Origin of the sequence: Bacillus sp. Je.9.29.b (assembly GCF_051129925.1) — a bacterium.
GTDB lineage: Bacteria > Bacillota > Bacilli > Bacillales > Bacillaceae > Bacillus > Bacillus safensis.
The window spans coordinates 210,295-228,140 of sequence record NZ_JBCPSO010000001.1 but is presented as its reverse complement, the minus strand read 5'-3'; the positions used below and the strand labels follow the sequence as shown (position 1 = coordinate 228,140).

The 17,846-nt window shown below is 41.9% G+C and carries 19 protein-coding genes and 1 pseudogene; 5 read left to right on the top strand and 15 right to left on the bottom strand.

Features of this window, described 5'->3' with window-relative positions; translation table 11 throughout:
* Positions 1–54 precede the first annotated feature (54 nt).
* Positions 55–795, bottom strand: a complete 741-nt coding sequence (locus AAZR19_RS01170; protein WP_024425057.1) for a hypothetical protein — start codon at positions 793–795, stop codon at positions 55–57.
* Positions 796–1,007: 212 nt separating this feature from the next.
* Here AAZR19_RS01170 and AAZR19_RS01165 point away from each other — a divergent pair, with 212 nt between their 5' ends.
* Positions 1,008–1,202 carry a YjzD family protein gene (locus AAZR19_RS01165; RefSeq protein WP_003211779.1) on the top strand — a complete coding sequence of 65 codons (195 nt, stop codon included), beginning with the start codon at positions 1,008–1,010 and terminating at the stop codon, positions 1,200–1,202.
* A 115-nt stretch (positions 1,203–1,317) separates the two neighbouring features.
* Here the strand turns inward: AAZR19_RS01165 and AAZR19_RS01160 are convergent, their stop codons facing one another.
* From AAZR19_RS01160 to AAZR19_RS01105, 12 genes and pseudogenes are all read right to left on the bottom strand, one after another.
* Positions 1,318–2,583, bottom strand: a complete 1,266-nt coding sequence (locus AAZR19_RS01160) for an MFS transporter (protein ID WP_434702087.1) — start codon at positions 2,581–2,583, stop codon at positions 1,318–1,320.
* A 163-nt stretch (positions 2,584–2,746) separates the two neighbouring features.
* Positions 2,747–2,926 (bottom strand): YjzC family protein, encoded by a 180-nt coding sequence (locus tag AAZR19_RS01155; RefSeq protein ID WP_008348517.1) that lies wholly within the window; start codon positions 2,924–2,926, stop codon positions 2,747–2,749.
* Between the two features lie 102 nt (positions 2,927–3,028).
* Positions 3,029–3,979, bottom strand: coding sequence for an ornithine carbamoyltransferase (gene argF / locus AAZR19_RS01150; protein WP_041110110.1), 951 nt, complete (start codon positions 3,977–3,979; stop codon positions 3,029–3,031).
* Positions 3,976–7,056 carry a carbamoyl phosphate synthase large subunit gene (locus tag AAZR19_RS01145; RefSeq protein ID WP_434702084.1) on the bottom strand — a complete coding sequence of 1,027 codons (3,081 nt, stop codon included), beginning with the start codon at positions 7,054–7,056 and terminating at the stop codon, positions 3,976–3,978. The genes argF and AAZR19_RS01145 overlap by 4 nt, the downstream gene beginning before the upstream one ends.
* Positions 7,049–8,110: a carbamoyl phosphate synthase small subunit gene (locus AAZR19_RS01140; RefSeq protein ID WP_434702083.1), complete on the bottom strand. Its 1,062-nt coding sequence runs from the start codon at positions 8,108–8,110 to the stop codon at positions 7,049–7,051. Before AAZR19_RS01140 ends, AAZR19_RS01145 begins: the two co-directional genes overlap by 8 nt.
* 71 nt (positions 8,111–8,181) lie before the next feature.
* Positions 8,182–9,333: an acetylornithine transaminase gene (locus AAZR19_RS01135; RefSeq protein WP_041110104.1), complete on the bottom strand. Its 1,152-nt coding sequence runs from the start codon at positions 9,331–9,333 to the stop codon at positions 8,182–8,184.
* Entirely contained in the window at positions 9,330–10,106 is a 777-nt protein-coding gene (gene argB / locus AAZR19_RS01130; protein ID WP_025093396.1) for an acetylglutamate kinase, read from the bottom strand. The genes AAZR19_RS01135 and argB overlap by 4 nt, the downstream gene beginning before the upstream one ends.
* A gap of 14 nt (positions 10,107–10,120) precedes the next feature.
* Positions 10,121–11,341, bottom strand: a complete 1,221-nt coding sequence (gene argJ / locus AAZR19_RS01125; RefSeq protein ID WP_041110102.1) for a bifunctional ornithine acetyltransferase/N-acetylglutamate synthase — start codon at positions 11,339–11,341, stop codon at positions 10,121–10,123.
* 22 nt (positions 11,342–11,363) lie between these two features.
* A complete protein-coding gene (gene argC / locus AAZR19_RS01120) occupies positions 11,364–12,401 on the bottom strand; it encodes an N-acetyl-gamma-glutamyl-phosphate reductase (protein WP_041110100.1) in 1,038 nt (345 codons plus the stop codon).
* A gap of 137 nt (positions 12,402–12,538) precedes the next feature.
* Positions 12,539–12,841, bottom strand: a pseudogene (locus tag AAZR19_RS01115) (hypothetical protein).
* 93 nt (positions 12,842–12,934) lie between these two features.
* On the bottom strand, positions 12,935–13,243 hold the full coding sequence (locus AAZR19_RS01110; protein ID WP_024425066.1) for a metal-sulfur cluster assembly factor: 309 nt from the start codon (positions 13,241–13,243) through the stop codon (positions 12,935–12,937).
* 46 nt (positions 13,244–13,289) lie between these two features.
* Complete coding sequence (locus tag AAZR19_RS01105; RefSeq protein ID WP_076840844.1) at positions 13,290–14,075, bottom strand: alpha/beta fold hydrolase; 786 nt, start codon at positions 14,073–14,075, stop codon at positions 13,290–13,292.
* Between the two features lie 138 nt (positions 14,076–14,213).
* Here AAZR19_RS01105 and AAZR19_RS01100 point away from each other — a divergent pair, with 138 nt between their 5' ends.
* The 3 genes from AAZR19_RS01100 (at position 14,214) to AAZR19_RS01090 (ending at position 15,452) form a co-directional block, all read left to right on the top strand.
* Positions 14,214–15,026, top strand: coding sequence for a Cof-type HAD-IIB family hydrolase (locus tag AAZR19_RS01100; RefSeq protein ID WP_076840843.1), 813 nt, complete (start codon positions 14,214–14,216; stop codon positions 15,024–15,026).
* A gap of 88 nt (positions 15,027–15,114) precedes the next feature.
* On the top strand, positions 15,115–15,264 hold the full coding sequence (locus AAZR19_RS01095) for a hypothetical protein (protein ID WP_024425069.1): 150 nt from the start codon (positions 15,115–15,117) through the stop codon (positions 15,262–15,264).
* Positions 15,261–15,452: a DUF3813 domain-containing protein gene (locus AAZR19_RS01090; RefSeq protein ID WP_024425070.1), complete on the top strand. Its 192-nt coding sequence runs from the start codon at positions 15,261–15,263 to the stop codon at positions 15,450–15,452. Before AAZR19_RS01095 ends, AAZR19_RS01090 begins: the two co-directional genes overlap by 4 nt.
* A gap of 49 nt (positions 15,453–15,501) precedes the next feature.
* Here AAZR19_RS01090 and AAZR19_RS01085 read toward each other — a convergent pair whose 3' ends face one another.
* Together AAZR19_RS01085 and AAZR19_RS01080 are read right to left on the bottom strand one after the other, a co-directional pair.
* Positions 15,502–15,957, bottom strand: coding sequence for a BsuPI-related putative proteinase inhibitor (locus AAZR19_RS01085; RefSeq protein WP_041110090.1), 456 nt, complete (start codon positions 15,955–15,957; stop codon positions 15,502–15,504).
* A 13-nt stretch (positions 15,958–15,970) separates the two neighbouring features.
* Entirely contained in the window at positions 15,971–16,813 is an 843-nt protein-coding gene (locus AAZR19_RS01080) for a YitT family protein (RefSeq protein WP_076840842.1), read from the bottom strand.
* A gap of 140 nt (positions 16,814–16,953) precedes the next feature.
* Here AAZR19_RS01080 and AAZR19_RS01075 point away from each other — a divergent pair, with 140 nt between their 5' ends.
* Complete coding sequence (locus AAZR19_RS01075; RefSeq protein ID WP_024425073.1) at positions 16,954–17,805, top strand: DegV family protein; 852 nt, start codon at positions 16,954–16,956, stop codon at positions 17,803–17,805.
* Positions 17,806–17,846: the final 41 nt, after the last annotated feature.

Here is a 17,846-nt window from a genome sequence, read left to right as displayed (position 1 = left end):
ATATCGAATAAAAAGAAGAGCCCTTTCTATGAAGGGCTGTTATCATCCTATTCATCACAATTCTCTTTCATGCGATTTATAAAACTTGTGAATGGATTGAAAGATTCTTCTCGGATGATCAAACATATGCAGCGTGAGATCGACCTGACAATGTTCTGGATTTTTCATATGCTGATCAATAAAAGGCTTTGCGTGAAGTTCATATGCATAAGGTGCGCCGTTTAGCCTTTGCCATATATGAATCGGCACATGAGCAGAATGAACTGGACAAGAAGGCAGTGGATACGTTTCAGCTTCCTTTTCAGAACAGCCATAGCTCTCTGCTAACTCTTTTAGCAGCTGCTTATAAAAGAATTTGTGTTCCTTTTCTCTTTCTCGTTGTGCATCCAGATTCAGACATGGATTTACCATCGCAATGGACCTTAGTACTTCAGGCATCTCCTCAGCAAGGCTCATGGCAACAAGTGCACCCATTCCCTCTGCGAGCACATGAATTTCCCGGTTTAATATTTCTTGTTTTAGTGTGTGATGCACGAGCTGCTTGGCACTAAAAACAGCATCTTCGCATCCCCAGTGATTCCCATGAAGATGACTATTAAACAATGTATATCCTTCATCCTTTAAGGCAGTTAAAAGCTGGTTTCTTCCATAATGCTGAAGCCAGAATGATGTATTTTCCTGCACAAAGTGATTTCGGTCACCGAGGATTAGAATGCCAAAGCCATTTGGTTTTTGAGGAAGGTGAATGATGTTCCACTGGGAACCAAGCTGGAAAAAACGTTCGCTTACACCCATATGGCCAGCCTCCTTTCAGTGATTCTGCTTTCTATGATATGAACAACAACTCTTGTAGGAATAAGGAAATCCCCTAAAGACAGAAGAATTCTTTTTATTTTTATAGCAGAAGGTCTCAAAATGGTCACATAAAGGCGGAAAACAGTCTTTTCCCTTCACTTGCATCTATGGTATGATAATCAATAGATTGTTACATAAAGGACGGTGGGATTATGCATTATATTATCACCCTCATTTGGACTTTTCTGCTGACACATATGGCTGGTTACATCGTTGCCTCTATGAATGGAGCTGCTTATGATTTTACGCTCACTTCCATTCTTGCAGTTGTGTTTACGGTTATTTTATTCATCTTTGCTGAAGTAAGTCCAATGAAAGAAACGGAAAGTTCAACAAAACATTCTTAATATGACTTGTGAAAAAGAGCTAAATTGATTTTTAGCTCTTTTTTCTTTTTTTCTGCGTGATTGAAAAGCGGCATGCTAAAACCCCCTGCCTAAACATACAGGGGGTTTTTATTGTTTATACCTCGACGGTTTCGGACTTCTGTTTGTCTTGAGTCAAATGGCTTTTCGCAAGCCCTGTAAACAGGAAGATCGCGATACCTGATAAAATTTCAAGGATTCCTCCGCCAGCAATGACAGGTCCCGCTCCAAATCTTTCTGCCAGGACGCCTGATACGACAGCTGCAAGCGGGAGGAAGACATTTGATGAGGCATTGATCACAGCATATACTTGCGGCTGATCCTCTTGGTCAACAGATGTTTGAATAATGACCATTTCCGGCACATTGATCGCACTGACAGCAGCTCCGAAAATAAAGGAAGCAAGCAGAACAACCGGCAGCCATGTACTCATCCCTGTAATAAAGAATGCAGCTCCTTCAATCATGCCAGCGACAATAAAGAACAAACCAAATCTCTTAATTTTCACCTTTGCCAGAGCAAAGCCCATCATAAACGCGCCAACTGCGGCAACGCCTCTTAAAATAGAATACACCATGGAGTCGCTTTGCAGCGCTTCTGCTACGTATACCGCTGACAGTGCCTGCCACGGAGCTGCTGCGACATTCATTAAGATACAATACAGCGTGAGCGCAAATAAAATGTGATGGTTTTTGACAACGAGAAAACCTCTTTTTAAGTTATACAAATATGTATTCTTCGCTTGTTTAATGCCCGCTGCTTTTTCTTCATCGCTTTTCTTTAGTTTGACCCCGATAATAAACAGACCAGAAATCACAAATAAAGCAGTGGTGATCAGCAGAGTATCTGCAGGTCCAATTAATTTAACCAAAAGACCTGCCACCATGACTGCTGCAAGTGCAACAATTTCAAAAGAAGATTGCAGGATTGCATTTGCTTTTTGAATGAGATGCTTTGGAACAATCTGCGGTAAGATCGCCACCGAAGCTGGATTATAAGCTGCACCTGTTGCCGATTGAATAACCATTAATGAAATCAATAACCATAGAGGCAATAGATGCGAAAAGTGCAGAAGTGGAATAATGAGTACAATTGTTGCTCGAACAACATCTGAAGCGAACATCCATTTAGACAAATGGTGCTTTTTCATAAGAGGTCCTAATATTGGGGCTAACAATGATGAAGGGAGAACAGTTACTGCTAGAAGAAGTCCTGTACCGAGCGCTCCATCCCCTCTTAAAATCAATAGCCAAAGGACGGATGTAAAAGCAAAACTTTCCCCTGTGTTTTTTATGAGTCTTGATATGAATAATGAGGTGAAGCGTTTATTCCAAACACTTTCACTGAGATTCATCTTTTCCATCACACAAATCCTTTCAACAATATATTACATATTTTACCTTAAGTTCTCTTTTTTTCATACTATTTATTTGAAAATTTGAACTTAATTGTTTTTTATTATAAAGAAAAAAGAGGCATGACACATGCCTCTAAAGTCTTATTCCTGCTGACTCTTAGTCAATTGCTTACGGCTTTCTTTGGTAGGTCCAAACACGATTATGGTTCGAGTTATCAGGAAAGACGTCGCCTGCTTTAAGCTTAATCTTTAAAGGATCTTTCACCATACTTCCAGTTTCGCCGATCTCGATATACACACCATTATTCGGTGCTTTATTCCCTGATTTAAACTGATGCTGCTGACCCATTTTCATCCTCCTTTCTCGATTGATGTTATTATGTCCCGTCCCTTGCCTCTCCAATCCTTTATGCAAAAAGTCCCTGCTCATACGAGTCAAGGACACTTGGATTTATTTGGATGGTTGATACATAAGTTCTTTCATTAACGCTTTTTGCACATGCAGGCGGTTTTCTGCCTGTTGAAATACTTTTGATTGCGGCCCGTCAATAATATCTGCCGTCACTTCTTCCCCGCGATGTGCCGGGAGACAATGAAGGAAAATATAGTCCTTTGCTGCATGACTCATCAGTTCGTCATTGACTTGATATTCTTTAAATTCAGCAAGACGTTTCTCTGTTTCTGCTTCCTGCCCCATGCTTGTAAACACATCTGAATAAATAACATCTGCATCTTTTACAGCTGCAACAGGATCTGTTGTCACGGTCACTTCTGCGCCTGATTGTTTTGCAAACTCACGGGCAGTGTCTGTTACTTCTTGAAGTGGTTCATAGCCTTTTGGTGATGCAACCGCAATGTCACAGCCTAGCTGCGCACAGCCGACCATCAAGGAGTGCGCCACGTTATTTCCGTCACCGATATAGGCCACTTTGATTCCTTTTAAAGTGCCTTTTGTTTCTTTAATGGTTAATAAATCAGCAAGCGCCTGACATGGATGTGAGTAGTCAGTTAATCCATTAATGACTGGAATAGACGCGTATTGTGCAAGCTCTTCAACCTTCTCATGTTCAAAGGTTCGAATCATAATACCGTCGACATAACCAGACAGCACCTGCGCTGTATCACTGATGGTTTCTCCTCTGCCAATTTGCAAATCATTTGAGCTGAGGAAGAGCGCATGTCCTCCTAGCTGCGTCATCCCCGCTTCAAACGAGACACGGGTTCTAGTTGAAGATTTTTCAAAGATCATCGCTAACGTTTTTCCTTTGAATAAATCTTGATATGGGTTTTGTTTCATTTCTTCCGCTTTTTCAATTAAATAAGCAATCTCATGGATTGAGAAATCTTTTAATGATAAAAAGTCTTTTCCGTATAATGCCGGTTGCACGTCGACTTGACTCATGCCGTCACTTCCTTTTTATATAATTCATGGAGTGATACTGGTGATACATCTCCATTTTTCCCTTGCAGGAATGCTTGAACTGTTTCATATTCGGTTAGGACTTGAACGCCGTGTGTGAGTGCTTTTACACGCTGTTCTTTTGCCTCTTCATCTTCTCCTAAATGAATATGAAGGGATTTATCTTCATTCTGCAGCCAAGATTCAAAGCTGCCAGTCCAGACGTCAAAGCCTGCATGCTTCGCTTCATCTATCAATTGATCGCTGCCTTGTATAAAGAGGCTTCCTTTTTGCTTCCAGATCGGCGCAAACACTTTTTTCAAGGCGCTTTCGGGGTTCTTGCCTACACACATTCCTTCTCCTGTCGCTTTCATTTCAGGTGTCAGCTTGAGGTCGATATCTTGAATGGCATGGGATGAGAACACTGGGAATTTGACCGCTGTCCCCCCTTTGTTTTTCGTTGCAGGGTTTAGTTCTTCAAGCGACGCACCAGCTAATAATTGAGTGGCCATTGGGATCATATCAATGCCCATTACCTTACTGACGACTGGTACAGTCCGGCTTGCCCGTGGATTCACTTCTAATACAAGCGCCTGATCACCTTTGATGACAAATTGGATATTCATAATGCCCTTGAACGCTAATTTCTTCGCTATTTGTTCAGACGCGGTATGCACCTGCTGTTTGATGTCTTCACTGATTGAGATACTTGGTAAAATGGCAAAGCTGTCACCTGAGTGCACGCCCGCTTTCTCAATATGTTCTACGATGGTTGGAATGAACGCCTTTTTTCCGTCAGATATAAGATCGACTTCAATTTCTTTTCCCGTGACGTACTCATCAATTAAGATTGGGTATGGCAAATGATCTGGCTGATCAAGCAGTGACGCCAAATGTGCTTCTGACTGAACAACGATCATTCCCATTCCGCCAATGACATACGATGGGCGAATTAATACAGGGTAACCGATGCTTTTCGCATGTACGAGTGCTTCTTCTTTTGAATGAGCCGTATCTCCTTTTGCGTGAGGAAGATTCAGTTCATCAAGAAGCTGATAGAATAAATCACGGTCTTCAAGTGCATCCAGCGTATCAAAGGACGTACCTAACAACGTGACACCGGCTTTTTCCAAGCCTTCTGCGACGTTAATCGCAGTCTGTCCGCCAAATTGGACAATGACAAAATCAATTTGTTCTGCTTCCACAACGTTTAGGATGTGCTCTAATGTAATCGGCTCAAAATATAAACGATCTGCAATCTCATAATCAGTACTGACTGTTTCTGGATTGTTGTTCATCATGATGGTTTCAAATCCAAGCTTTTGCAAGGTCAGAACACCATGAACAGCGCTATAATCAAACTCGACCCCCTGCCCGATTCGAATCGGACCAGAGCCAATGATGAGTGCACGCTGCTTTGTTTTTTCTTGATGCTCACCATCGCTTTTGCCAAAGTAAGTGGAATAGAAGTAATTCGTTTTTGCATCAAATTCCGCCGCACATGTATCGACAATTTTAAATGAAGCAGCAATGCCGTATTCTTGACGAAGCTGCCTGATTGACTCTTCCGTGTGACCCGTAAGCAGAGCAATCGTTTCATCAAGGAAACCCTTTTCCTTTACCTTTTTCAAGGTATCTTTTGATAGCGTCCCCTTATGATCTTTCAATTCTTGTTCGAGCGTAATCATATTCTGGAACACATGTAAGAAGAATCGATCGATTTTCGTCGTTTGATGAATCGTTTCAACCGTTTCTTGTCTTAAAAGAAGCTCCATAACAGCAAAAAACCGGCGATCGTCTGGTGTTTTGATGAGTTCAAATAATTGTTCTGTCGATTGCTCTTTCAGTTCTGGCAGATGGAAGCCCTTCGTTTTAATTTCAAGTGATGCAACTGCTTTTTGAATGGCTGACTCTAAATTCCGATCAATCGCCATGACTTCGCCAGTGGCCTTCATTTTTGTGCCTAATTGACGGTCTGCCTGTTTAAATTTATCAAACGGCCAGCGCGGGAATTTCACGACAACATAATCGAGTGCCGGCTCAAAACTAGCATAGGTTGTACCTGTAAGCGGGTTTTTCAATTCGTCTAGCGTATAACCTACAGCAAGCTTAGCTGCCATTTTCGCAATCGGATAGCCTGTTGCTTTTGATGCAAGAGCGGAAGAACGGCTGACCCGAGGATTCACCTCAATGACAAAGTATTCTTTACTGAGTGGATCAAGGGCAAATTGGATGTTGCAGCCGCCGACTACATCCAGCGCTGAAATGATTTTCAGGCTTGCAGAACGGAGCATTTGGTAATCCTGATCCGTTAATGTTTGGGAAGGTGCAACGACAATCGAGTCTCCTGTATGCACACCAACTGGATCGATATTTTCCATGTTGCATACCGTGATACACGTATTTTGACGGTCTCTCATGACCTCATATTCGACTTCTTTAAAGCCAGCTATGCTTTTTTCAACTAAACACTGGTGAATCGGACTCGCTAAAAGAGCTCCTTCAATGAGCGGCTTAAACGCCTCTTCTGTTAGAGCGATTCCGCCGCCTTTACCGCCAAGTGTGTATGCTGGTCTTAGGATGACTGGGAAGCCGACTTCTTTTGCAAATTGAAGAGCATCTTCCGCATTATCCACAATTTCACTATCTGGCACAGGTTCGTTTAAATGCTTCATGAGAGCACGGAATTTCTCTCGATCTTCACCGTTTTCAATGGTTTCAACTGACGTTCCGAGCAGAGTCACCCCATGCTTTTTCAGCACACCGGCTTTTTCCAGCTCGACAGCAAGGTTTAAAGCCGTCTGTCCGCCAAGGTTGGCTAAAAGACCATCTGGTTTTTCCTTTTCAATGATTCTTGTCACTGAATCAACTGAAAGCGGTTCAAAATAGATTTCATCAGCAAATGACTCGTCTGTCATAATGGTTGCTGGGTTATTATTCACTAAGATGACTTTGTAGCCTTCTTCTTTTAAGGCCATACATCCTTGTGTTCCTGAGTAATCAAATTCTGCTGCCTGACCAATGATGATTGGACCAGACCCGATGACTAGAATGGTTTGTATGCTTTGATCTTTAGGCATGTGCGACTTCTCTCCTTGCTTGTTTCACTTTCTCAATAAAATCATCGAATACCCATTCACTTTCAGCAGGCCCTGGGTGTGCTTCTGGATGAAATTGAACTGACATAATCAGCTTTTCTTTATGAATGAATCCTTCTACAGATCCATCATTGACATGAAGGAATTTCACATCCACTTCTTTGTCATTCATGCTTTTTTCATTCACAACATAGCTATGGTTCTGACTTGTCATAAAGACACGTTTGGATTCTGTATCCTGGACAGGATGATTCGCTCCCCTGTGGCCAAATGGCAGCTTATACGTATCTCCGCCAAGTGCAAGAGCGATTAATTGGTGACCTAGGCAGATCCCAAGTGTCGGAAATGACATCATGATGTCATGAATTGATTTTAAATACGGTGTCATGGTTTTCGGGTCTCCAGGTCCGTTTGACAGCAGGATCGCATCCGGCTTGATCTCAAATACCTTTTCCATTTGTTTATATGGAATGACGGTTACTTTACAGCCGCGCGCTGCAAGCGAATCTGCAATTGATTTTTTAAAGCCAAAATCAATGAGCGCCACATGCTCCTCACCGCTGCATTGTGTGTAGATCTCGCTATCTGTCACCTGTGCGACGACATTGTCTTGTTTCATTGCAGGCGGCGTTTCGTTTTCGTCTACACTGAGCACAGCGTTCATCGTTCCATTTGCCCGGATGTTTTGCACGACTGCGCGCGTATCTGTATGTGTCAGAAGCGGGATATTCCACTTTTGTAAATAATCTTTTAAGCTGACCGCTGCAAGATGATGTGAAAAATGTTCTGCTGCCTCGTACACAACTACCGCTTTTACTTGAGGCTTCTTGCTCTCAAAGTCTTCATGGTTAATGCCGTAATTTCCGATCAGCGGATAAGTGAAAACAATGATCTGACCTTTATAGGAAGGATCCGTGAGCACCTCTTGATAACCTGTCATACCTGTAAAAAAGACCACTTCACCTGTGATGCCAGCTTCTCCTGTCAGATCTCCTTCAAAAGAGGCTCCATCTTCTAAATTTAAATAACCTTTCATGCTTATGTCACCCCAGAAATTGAATAATTAATGATATAAATGCATTTTTATACGTTCGTTTGTAAAAAAATTTACACCGAAACTGTTTTATTGGCTAATACTTGAACAATTGCTTCGATCGCTTGATCCAGCTCTGCTTTCTTCACATTCAGCGGAGGTAATAAACGAATGACATTCGGACCAGCTGGAAGCACCAGCAGCCCTTGTTCTCTAAGAGCTGTGATATAGCCGGCGACTGGCTGATCACATTCAATACCTGCCATCAATCCTTTTCCCCGCACTTCTTTTACGATATTCAGCTGTTTGACATTTTGCAGCTTTTCTAACAGGTAATCACCCTTTTCTTTCACTTCTGAAAGAAACTCTTCTTTGAAAATGACATCGAGTGTCGCATTCACAGCGGCCATGGCGAGCATATTCCCACCAAATGTTGTACCATGTGAACCTGGAGAGAATGCATCCCCTAGAGCTTTTTTCCCTATGACTGCACCAACTGGAAAGCCGTTTCCTAATCCTTTTGCTGCTGAGATAATATCAGGGTCAAGACACGTCTCTTCGTACGCAAATGCTGTTCCTGTACGACCGATGCCCGTTTGAATTTCATCTACAATCAGCAGTGCTTCATGCTTTTTGCAAAATGCTTGAACGGCTTCAAGAAACTCTGGTGTCGCTGGATTCACTCCACCTTCACCTTGCACAACCTCCAGCATCACCGCTGCCACATCATCGACTGCACAGGCTGACATAGCGTCTGGATCATTAAACGGTACGTAGTGAAAGCCTTCTAGCATAGGGCCAAAGCCAGTTTTGATTTTATCTTGACCTGTGGCAGCCATACCAGCATACGTGCGCCCATGGAAAGAGTGCAAAAATGTGACGATATTTGTTTTCCCTGTCGCTTTACGTGCTAATTTAATGGCACCTTCATTTGCCTCTGCCCCGCTATTGCAGAAAAACACGAGATCCCCTGAACTGTTTGCTGCTAGCTTTTCTGCTGCTTTTTCTTGCAGTCCATTTTCAAATAGATTCGATACATGCCAGACGTGGTCAAGCTGTTCCTTAATGGCTTGATTGACCTTTGGGTGATTGTGGCCTAAATTTGTAACGGCAATGCCTTGTATAAAGTCTAAATATTTTTTTCCATTTGTATCGATTGCCCAAGAACCTGCTGCCTCTTTAATTTCAACATTCCACCGTCCATAGTTTTGAAAAAGATGACTCACAGGACCGCCTCCTTTTGTTTCACGATTCTTGTTCCTTTAAAGGTTTCCCCTGTAAAGATACTGCCTTTGCCATTTACGATCATCACTTCATCTACATCACCTGATAAAGCACTCAAAGCGGATTGTACTTTTGGAATCATTCCCCCGGAAATAATGCCTTCATCAATGAGTGAAAGGGCTTCTTGTTCTGTGACGACATCTAATAGTTCACCATTTTTTAAAATGCCTTCAACATCTGTGACAAACATGAGCTTATCAGCTTTCATAGCTCCGGCGACAGCTGATGCAGCTAAATCAGCATTCACATTTAACGTTTGGCATTCTTCCGTCATAGACAGCGGCGCAATCACAGGAATGAATTGTTTCTCCATGAGTGCTTCTGCCATTTCTGGATGAACTTCTTTAATTTCGCCAACGTACCCGTAAACGTCTTGATCAAGGAAATCGGCGACAAGCATCTGCCCATCTTTACCGGATACGCCGACAGATGATATATCATGCTTTGCGAGCTCAGACACAAAGTATTTATTGACTGTTCCTGAGAGAACCATTTCGGCTACCTCTAACACAGGCTTCGTTGTTTTACGCTGACCGTCAACAAATTCTGTTTTCACTTCTAATTTTTGCAGCATGTCGGTGATTTCAGGTCCTCCGCCATGCACGATAGCCAGCTTAAATCCAGCAGCTTGAAGTGAGCGGACATTTTCATAAAATGTATCTGAAAGTTCTCGAATGACACTGCCTCCACACTTGAACACGATCGTTTTATTCATGTCTATCTCCTTCTTTATGTGCGATAGCTCGCGTTAATTTTCACATAATCATAGGTAAGATCACAGCCCCATGCTGCTGCTTTACCATTCCCCTCACTCATTTGAATGAATATCGTAATCTCATCCTGCTCTAGATATGCTTTTGCTTCCTCTTCTGAGAATGGCTGCGGTTCATTGTGTTTGAACAAACATTGTCCGCCTAAATAGACTTCTACCTCTTCCGGTGTAACGGAAGCTGCGCTATGACCAATGGCTCCAACGATTCGTCCCCAGTTGGCATCCGTACCATACACAGCGGTTTTAACAAGACTTGAACCAACGATTTTTTTTGCAATGATGCCGGCTTCCAAGTTATTTTTAGCACCATCGACTTTTGCTTCAATTAATTTGGTTGCGCCTTCTCCATCTCTCGCAATCTCTTTGGCTAAATCCTCACAAGCTAGTTTTAATCCTTCTTTAAACAATGGCCATTCTGGATGCTCTTCATTGAGTACATTGTTTTCTGCCATGCCATTTGCCATCACGAGCACCATATCGTTTGTCGAAGTTTCTCCATCAACGGTAATTTGATTAAAAGTCACATCCGTAATGTCACGAAGCGCTTGCTGTAAGGCTTCCTGTTCGACATTTGCATCTGTTGTGACAAAGCCAAGCATTGTCGCCATGTTCGGGTGAATCATGCCAGAGCCTTTTGCTGCGCCTGAAATGATGATCTCTTTTCCGTCTATCGTAAGGGTGTATGCTGTATTTTTAATGACAGTATCTGTCGTTAAGATCGCTTCTTCAAAATGGCCTTTTTCGGCTTTTGCTTCTTTTAACTCGGCGATGCCCTTTTTGATTTTATCCATCTCCAGACATTCCCCAATGACACCTGTAGAAGAAACAGCAATATAATCCGGTGCTACACCTAACATATCTGCACAGGCTGCCTGCATGTCGTATGCGTCTTTTAATCCCTGCTCACCAGTACATGCATTGGCGATGGCACTATTGACTATGACACCTTTTAATTGTCCTGTCTTTTTTAAGCTTTGTTGTGTGACTTTGAGAGGCGCAGCTTGAAAGTGACTTTGTGTGTAGACCGCTGCACTTACTGCTGGTACTTCACTGACGATAAGGCCAAGGTCTTTTTTTGAATAGCGCAAGCCAATGTGAATCCCCTTTGCTTCAAAGCCTTTTGGTGATGATACGTCACCGTCTATTTTGACAATGCTTTTTTCATTCAATTCAATCATGTTTGTTGTCTCCCCTGTTCTCTTATGGATAAAGAGGTGTCATTGTGAGGCCCGCCTCTTCATGTAAGCCTTTGATAATGTTGAAGTTTTGAACCGCTTGGCCGGCCGCGCCTTTCATGAGATTGTCTATGACCGACACGATTGTAAGTCTCCCTGTACGCTCATCTAAATGAAAGCCAATATCACAGAAGTTACTGCCGTATACTTCTTTCGTTTGTGGATAAACGCCGTGATCTCTCACTCTGACAAAATAGGAATCTTCATAAAAGTCTTTCATTCGCTTCATCAATTCTTCTTTTGTGACACCTGTTTTTAATTGTGTATACATCGTCGCCATAATCCCTCTTGTCATCGGGACAAGATGCGTAGAAAATGTGACGTTCGCCGTCTGCGGATTCCATTCTCTTAATATTTGCTCTATTTCTGGCGTATGCTGATGCTCATTCACCTTATAAATTTTAAAGTTATCGTTTAGTTCTGAAAAATGCGTGCCAAGCGAGGCAGATCGTCCGGCACCGGACACCCCTGTTTTTGCATCTATTATAATCATGGATTCATCGATGACATTCTGTTTGATGAGCGGTGCTAAACCGAGAAGAACTGCGGTAGGAAAGCAGCCCGGATTGGCAATCACTTCAGCCTGTTGAATTTTGTCACGATTCAGTTCGGATAAACCGTACACCGCTTGTTGAACAGATGCTGCATTCGCTGCCCTTCGTTTATACCAAGCTTCATAGGTTGCTCCATCTTGAATGCGCAAATCACCTGATAAATCAATGATCGGCACTCCTTGATTCATAAGCTTTGGCGTCAGTTCACTTGATACGCCTGCTGGTGTCGCTAAAAACACAGCATCTGTCTCTTGCACAATGGCAGCCGGGTCAATGGCTTTTAATGTTTGGTCAGTCATAGTTGTTAGATGCGGATAAGATTGACTGTATGATTGCCCATCACCAGTTGATGAATACAATATACATTCCTCCACATGCGGGTGATGCTTGAAGATACGAACCAATTCCGCACCACCGTACCCTGTAGCACCTATAATACCTATTTTCAACGTCAATACACCCTCTTGATCTTTGTGAAATTATTTAACATTATAACATGTATAAAAATTAATTCAATTGTATATTTAATATTTGTTTTCATTTTTTTTCAACAAAAAAACCGCATATCTTCATGAGACATGCGGATTTATCTTTCGTTTTTGATATAGAGGACCATGAGTGCACTGCATAAATATAATATGGAGCTTGCATAAAAAATGAAGTAAACGGTAAAGAAATCAGCAAACAGGCCGCCAAGCATAATGGCAATGGATGAAAATAGGGCTGTCCAAAAATGATAGTGACCGACTTCTTTCATTCTTTTGTTCTCTGTTGTGAGGACCACTTAAACCAAACACACCTTAGGCAAGACCAAACTGTGAATAGCTTGATTCAACATTTTTAATAAGAATAATGTAAAAGGAAATATTAAACTGCTGGCGAAAAACATCCATTATATCAAGCTACTCTCTTCCTCCACCTTAATTTTTCATAAAAAAACCTGGCATGAGTTCAACTCATACCAGGCATTTTTCATTTTTGCTTATTGAATACCGAGCGCAATTTTTGCGTATCTTGACATTTTGTCTCGTGTCCAAGGCGGATTCCATACGATGTGAACTTCTGTTTCTTTTACTTCTGGAAGATCACTTAATGCTTTTTTGACTTCATCCACGATAATTGGTGCAAGAGGACACCCCATTGATGTTAAGGTCATGGTGATATCCGCTTTTCCATTCTCATCAAGATCGACATCATAGACAAGTCCAAGGTTGACGATGTCGACATTCAGCTCAGGGTCAATCACCTGTTCTAGGGCGCCTAAAATATTTTCTTTCAATGCTTCATCCATGATATCCACTCCTTTTTCCATTAGTATAACGTACTTTCTCTTATGACTAAACGTTTGTGCTTTTCAGATGTGTCACAAACCAGTCAATCGTTTCAAACATCGCTTGTCTTGAGACTTTATGGCCTGCTTGTCCATCAGTAATAAAGCGAATCAGATGCGGATCCTGCTTATATTGTGTGGCCGCTAACTCATCATATAGGGATTTTGCGTGCCGGTAAGGGACGACAGGATCATTTTCTGCATGCCAGAATAAGAGCGGTCTTTTGTTTAATCGATCCGTTTGCAGCGTTAAATCATATGGGCGCAGGGCGTCTAATTGCAGATGAACCTCTTCGTCTGTAATGTCTTTCATCAACCCTTTGTGACGCATGTCCATGATTTGTGCTTTTAGAAACGTCGTATAGTTTGGACTTCCCATCAAGCTGACAGCGGCTTTGATCCAATCATGCTTGGCAAGTGCACCAAAGGTGGTGATGCCGCCCATGGATGTACCCGCAACGCCTATCAGATCGGCTTCAATCAATTGTTTTTCTTGAAAGTATGTTTTGAGTATATCGATTTCACGAATTTCGTTCAGGACAATTTCCCAGAACTTTGATGCCAGTTCCTCTAAGCTGAGGTTTTCTGACCTTACACCATGATAAGCACAGTCAGGCAAAATGACTCTCATGCCTTTTTCCGCCAAATGGAAGGCGAAGTGTAAATTATGCTCACGTGCACTTGTAAATCCATGAATAAAAAATACAAGCGGCAGCGGTTTGTCTTTATTTTCAGCTTTTACGATATGTAAAAATGGAATATCGCGCTCAATTTGCTCATCAATGGTGATCACAGCCTATGAATCCTCCTTTATCATTCCCGTCTTTGTTTATTTTAACATGTAGACAACAAAGATGTGATAAAGATACACTATAGAAAGAGGCGCTAACATGAAATTGCCTCCTATTACTTACAGATCAAAGGAGATTTTATGGAGACTAAACCTTATCTAATCGCACTTGACCTGGATGGCACATTATTAAAAGATGATAAAACCATTTCTGCGCATACACTTGACGTCATTCGAAAAGTGAGAGACAGCGGTCATCACGTCTGTATATCAACAGGCCGGCCATTTCGTTCCAGCTCTCCTTATTATCAGCAATTACAGCTTGATTCACCCATTGTGAATTTTAACGGAGCGTTTGTCCATCATCCTCTTGATGAAAAATGGGGCAGATTTCATACGTCACTTGATCTTCAAGTAGTCAAACAGCTTGTAGACATTAGTGAAGAGTATAAAGTGCACAATGTGTTAGCTGAAGTGTTAGACGATTTGTATTTCCATTATCATGATGAAAAACTCATTGATATCTTTAATATGAATGCAAACAAAGTCACTGTTGGAGACCTTAGGGACAACCTTGGAGAGAATGTGACGAGCGTGTTAATTCATGCAAAAGAAGAGGACGTCGGGGCCATTCGAAGCTATTTATCAGATGTTCATGCAGAAGTGATTGATCACAGGCGCTGGGCTGCCCCGTGGCACGTGATTGAAATCATTAAAACAGGCATGAACAAAGCCGTTGGACTGCAAAAGATCAGTGATTATTACGGTGTTCCTAAGGAGCGGATTGTGGCATTCGGAGATGAAGACAATGATTTAGAAATGCTTGAATTTGCTGGATGCGGTGTAGCAATGGGCAACGGAATTGATGCCGTGAAACGAGTCTCAAATGAAGTCACTGATACAAATGAAGAAGATGGGATTGCAAAGTTTCTAACGAATTACTTCTCGCTTTAATTTTTCCATTCATACATAGCAGATGGAAGCGGGCATACTACCGTTAGACAGGTTGTCCTGTCAGCTTGTGTAAAGGGGCGGATTCCGAATGGGTAAAAGAAGCAAATCGAAACGCTTTATACAACAAGGTAAAGATTCAGTCAGTCTTCATGACGCACGTTTTCCTTATCGTTCGACACTTGAAGAAGCGTCAGACAGAGGAAATATGAAGACTGATGCTTCTGGAGGTTCATTGTGAGAAACGAACTTTTTGATCAAGCCAAATCATTTACTGAAGAAGCTCTTACTTCTTCATTTTCATCTGGGTTAGAGCGTCAGCAGGCAGTCAAACGAGCGAAAAATGCTGTATCCTCTGCATTTGCCAATTCGACAGATGCAGAAAGAAACCAGCTGCATACTTTCCAAGACTTGCTCGATGATCTCTAACATAAAAAAGCTGTTCACCTAATGTGGACAGCTTTTTCTGATCCCTCGCTTATTTGACTTGGAATGTTTTCTTTTCCGTGATTTGTTTCAGCCCTTCTGCTTTTCCTTTAAACGTTACGACCGCTTCGTATGTTCCCGGCTTTACACCGTTTGACCACGTATCTTGAAAGTCATAGGCCTCGCCTTTTTTCAGCACAAAAGTTTGGATGGCCTGTGTGAACATACGGTCTTTCGAATAGCGGTATTGTTCATCCCCGTTTTCGTCAAACACACTAAGTTCGAATTTTTGACTTGTGTTAAAGGTAAATTCAATATCTCGATCTGATTCATTTTTCAGTGACATGTTAAATTGAACTGAAGAACCTTTCTGGACGGGGTCTACTGTGAGCTCAACCGTTTTTTCTCCCATTTGACCGGATACCTCCTTGTCTGGTTCATCCTTTTTTTGTTGTCCACAAGCGGCTAAAACCAATAGAATGAGAAGAAGCACTAACCCTTTTTTCATCTGCTACCCACCTTTAATCTCGTCTGAAAAATCCAAGAATATTGGTTGTCTGCACAATATTTGTAAAGGCTTTTGGATCGACTTCATTAATAATTTGTTCAAGTTCATACAGCTCATACCTTGTAATGACGATCACCATCATTTCCTTTTGCTCGTTGGTAAATGCGCCTTTTGCAGGTACAGTCGTAATGCCTCTGACCATTTTTCCATAAATGGCTTCTTTGATTTCATCTGCTTTCTTCGTGACAATCATCGCGGTCAGCTTCTCATGTCTTGTATGGATGGCATCAATGACCCTTGTGGTCACATATAATGTGACAAGGGTATATAATGCTTTCTCCCAACCTTGTAATAATCCTGCTGTAAAAATGATGATTCCATTTAAAATGAAGAAATACGTGCCAACTGGTTTATCCTTCCACTTCGCTAAAACCATAGCAACAATGTCGAGTCCGCCTGTCGATGCCCCGTATTTGAGCGTGATCCCAATCCCTACTGCGGATATGACACCGCCAAACACAGCATTTAACAAAATATCGTGGGAAACACTCGTTTCTGGTAAAATGCCAAGGAAAATGGTCGTCAGTGCAACACTGATGATGCTGTACAAAGTAAAGGAACGGCCAACTTTCATCCAGCCTAAAATGCCGACTGGAATGTTTAAAATAAATAATAGAATCCCTGTTGATACATAAAATGGCGCATATTGATCGATTAAGCTGGATAACAGCTGGGCTACCCCTGTAAAACCGCTCGCATATACGTCAGCTGGGATTAAGAATAAATTCAGCCCAATCGCATTGAGTAATGCACCAATAACGACGACAATGAGTTTTTTTGCTTCTCCAATGAACATGTTGTCATTCCTCCACTTACCATTCTCTCTATGGTTTTCCCTAAAATTTAGAATTTGAACACGAAAAGATGATTTCTATGATATAGTTAGGCTAAAAAGATGGAAATTATAGCTTATTTTTTTAGAAAGAAGGGATTTATATGACTGTTCATATCATAGCAGACAGTGCTGCTGATCTGCCTCTTTCCTATTATGATGAACATAACATAACGCTCATTCCGCTCCGCGTATTGCTTGGCGAGCAGGAATTTGAGGATTTGATCACCATTGAACCAAAACAAGTATTTGATGCGATGAGACAAGGAGCCAGTCCAAAAACGTCACAGGCTTCACCAAACCGGATCAAGGAAACCTTTGTTTCTGCCGCTCAAACCCATACATCTGCCATCTATGTCGCTTTTTCATCAGAGCTTTCAGGCACATACCAGACAGCTGTGATGATGGCAAACGAAGTGAAGGAAGAATACCCTGATTTTGATTTACGAATCATTGATTCTAAATGCGCTTCACTCGGCTATGGGCTTGCTGTCAAACACGCTCAATCACTTGCCATTGACGGAAATACAATACAAGAAATTGAAACGTCTGTAAAGCATTTTTGTGAATCTTTACAACATATTTTTACTGTAGACGATTTATCGTATTTAGCAAGGGGCGGAAGAATCAGTAAAGCGTCCGCATTTGTTGGCGGTTTGTTAAGCATTAAGCCCATTTTACATGTCGAAGATGGAAAACTCATCCCGCTTGAAAAAATCCGCGGACGTAAAAAGCTGCTGAAACGCATTATTGAACTAATGAAAGAACGCGGAACGGATTGGTCGAACCAAACGGTTGGTATTAGTCATGGTGATGATCCTGCACTGGCGGAAGACATGAAACAGCTGATCGAAGCCGAATTTCATCCAAAGGAAATTGATATTCAGATCATCGGCGCCGCTGTTGGGTCCCATTCAGGACCTAGCACGCTTGCGATCTTTTTTACAGGCAAATGATCATAAAAAGCACCCTTCCCTGACACAACACGGGAAGGGTG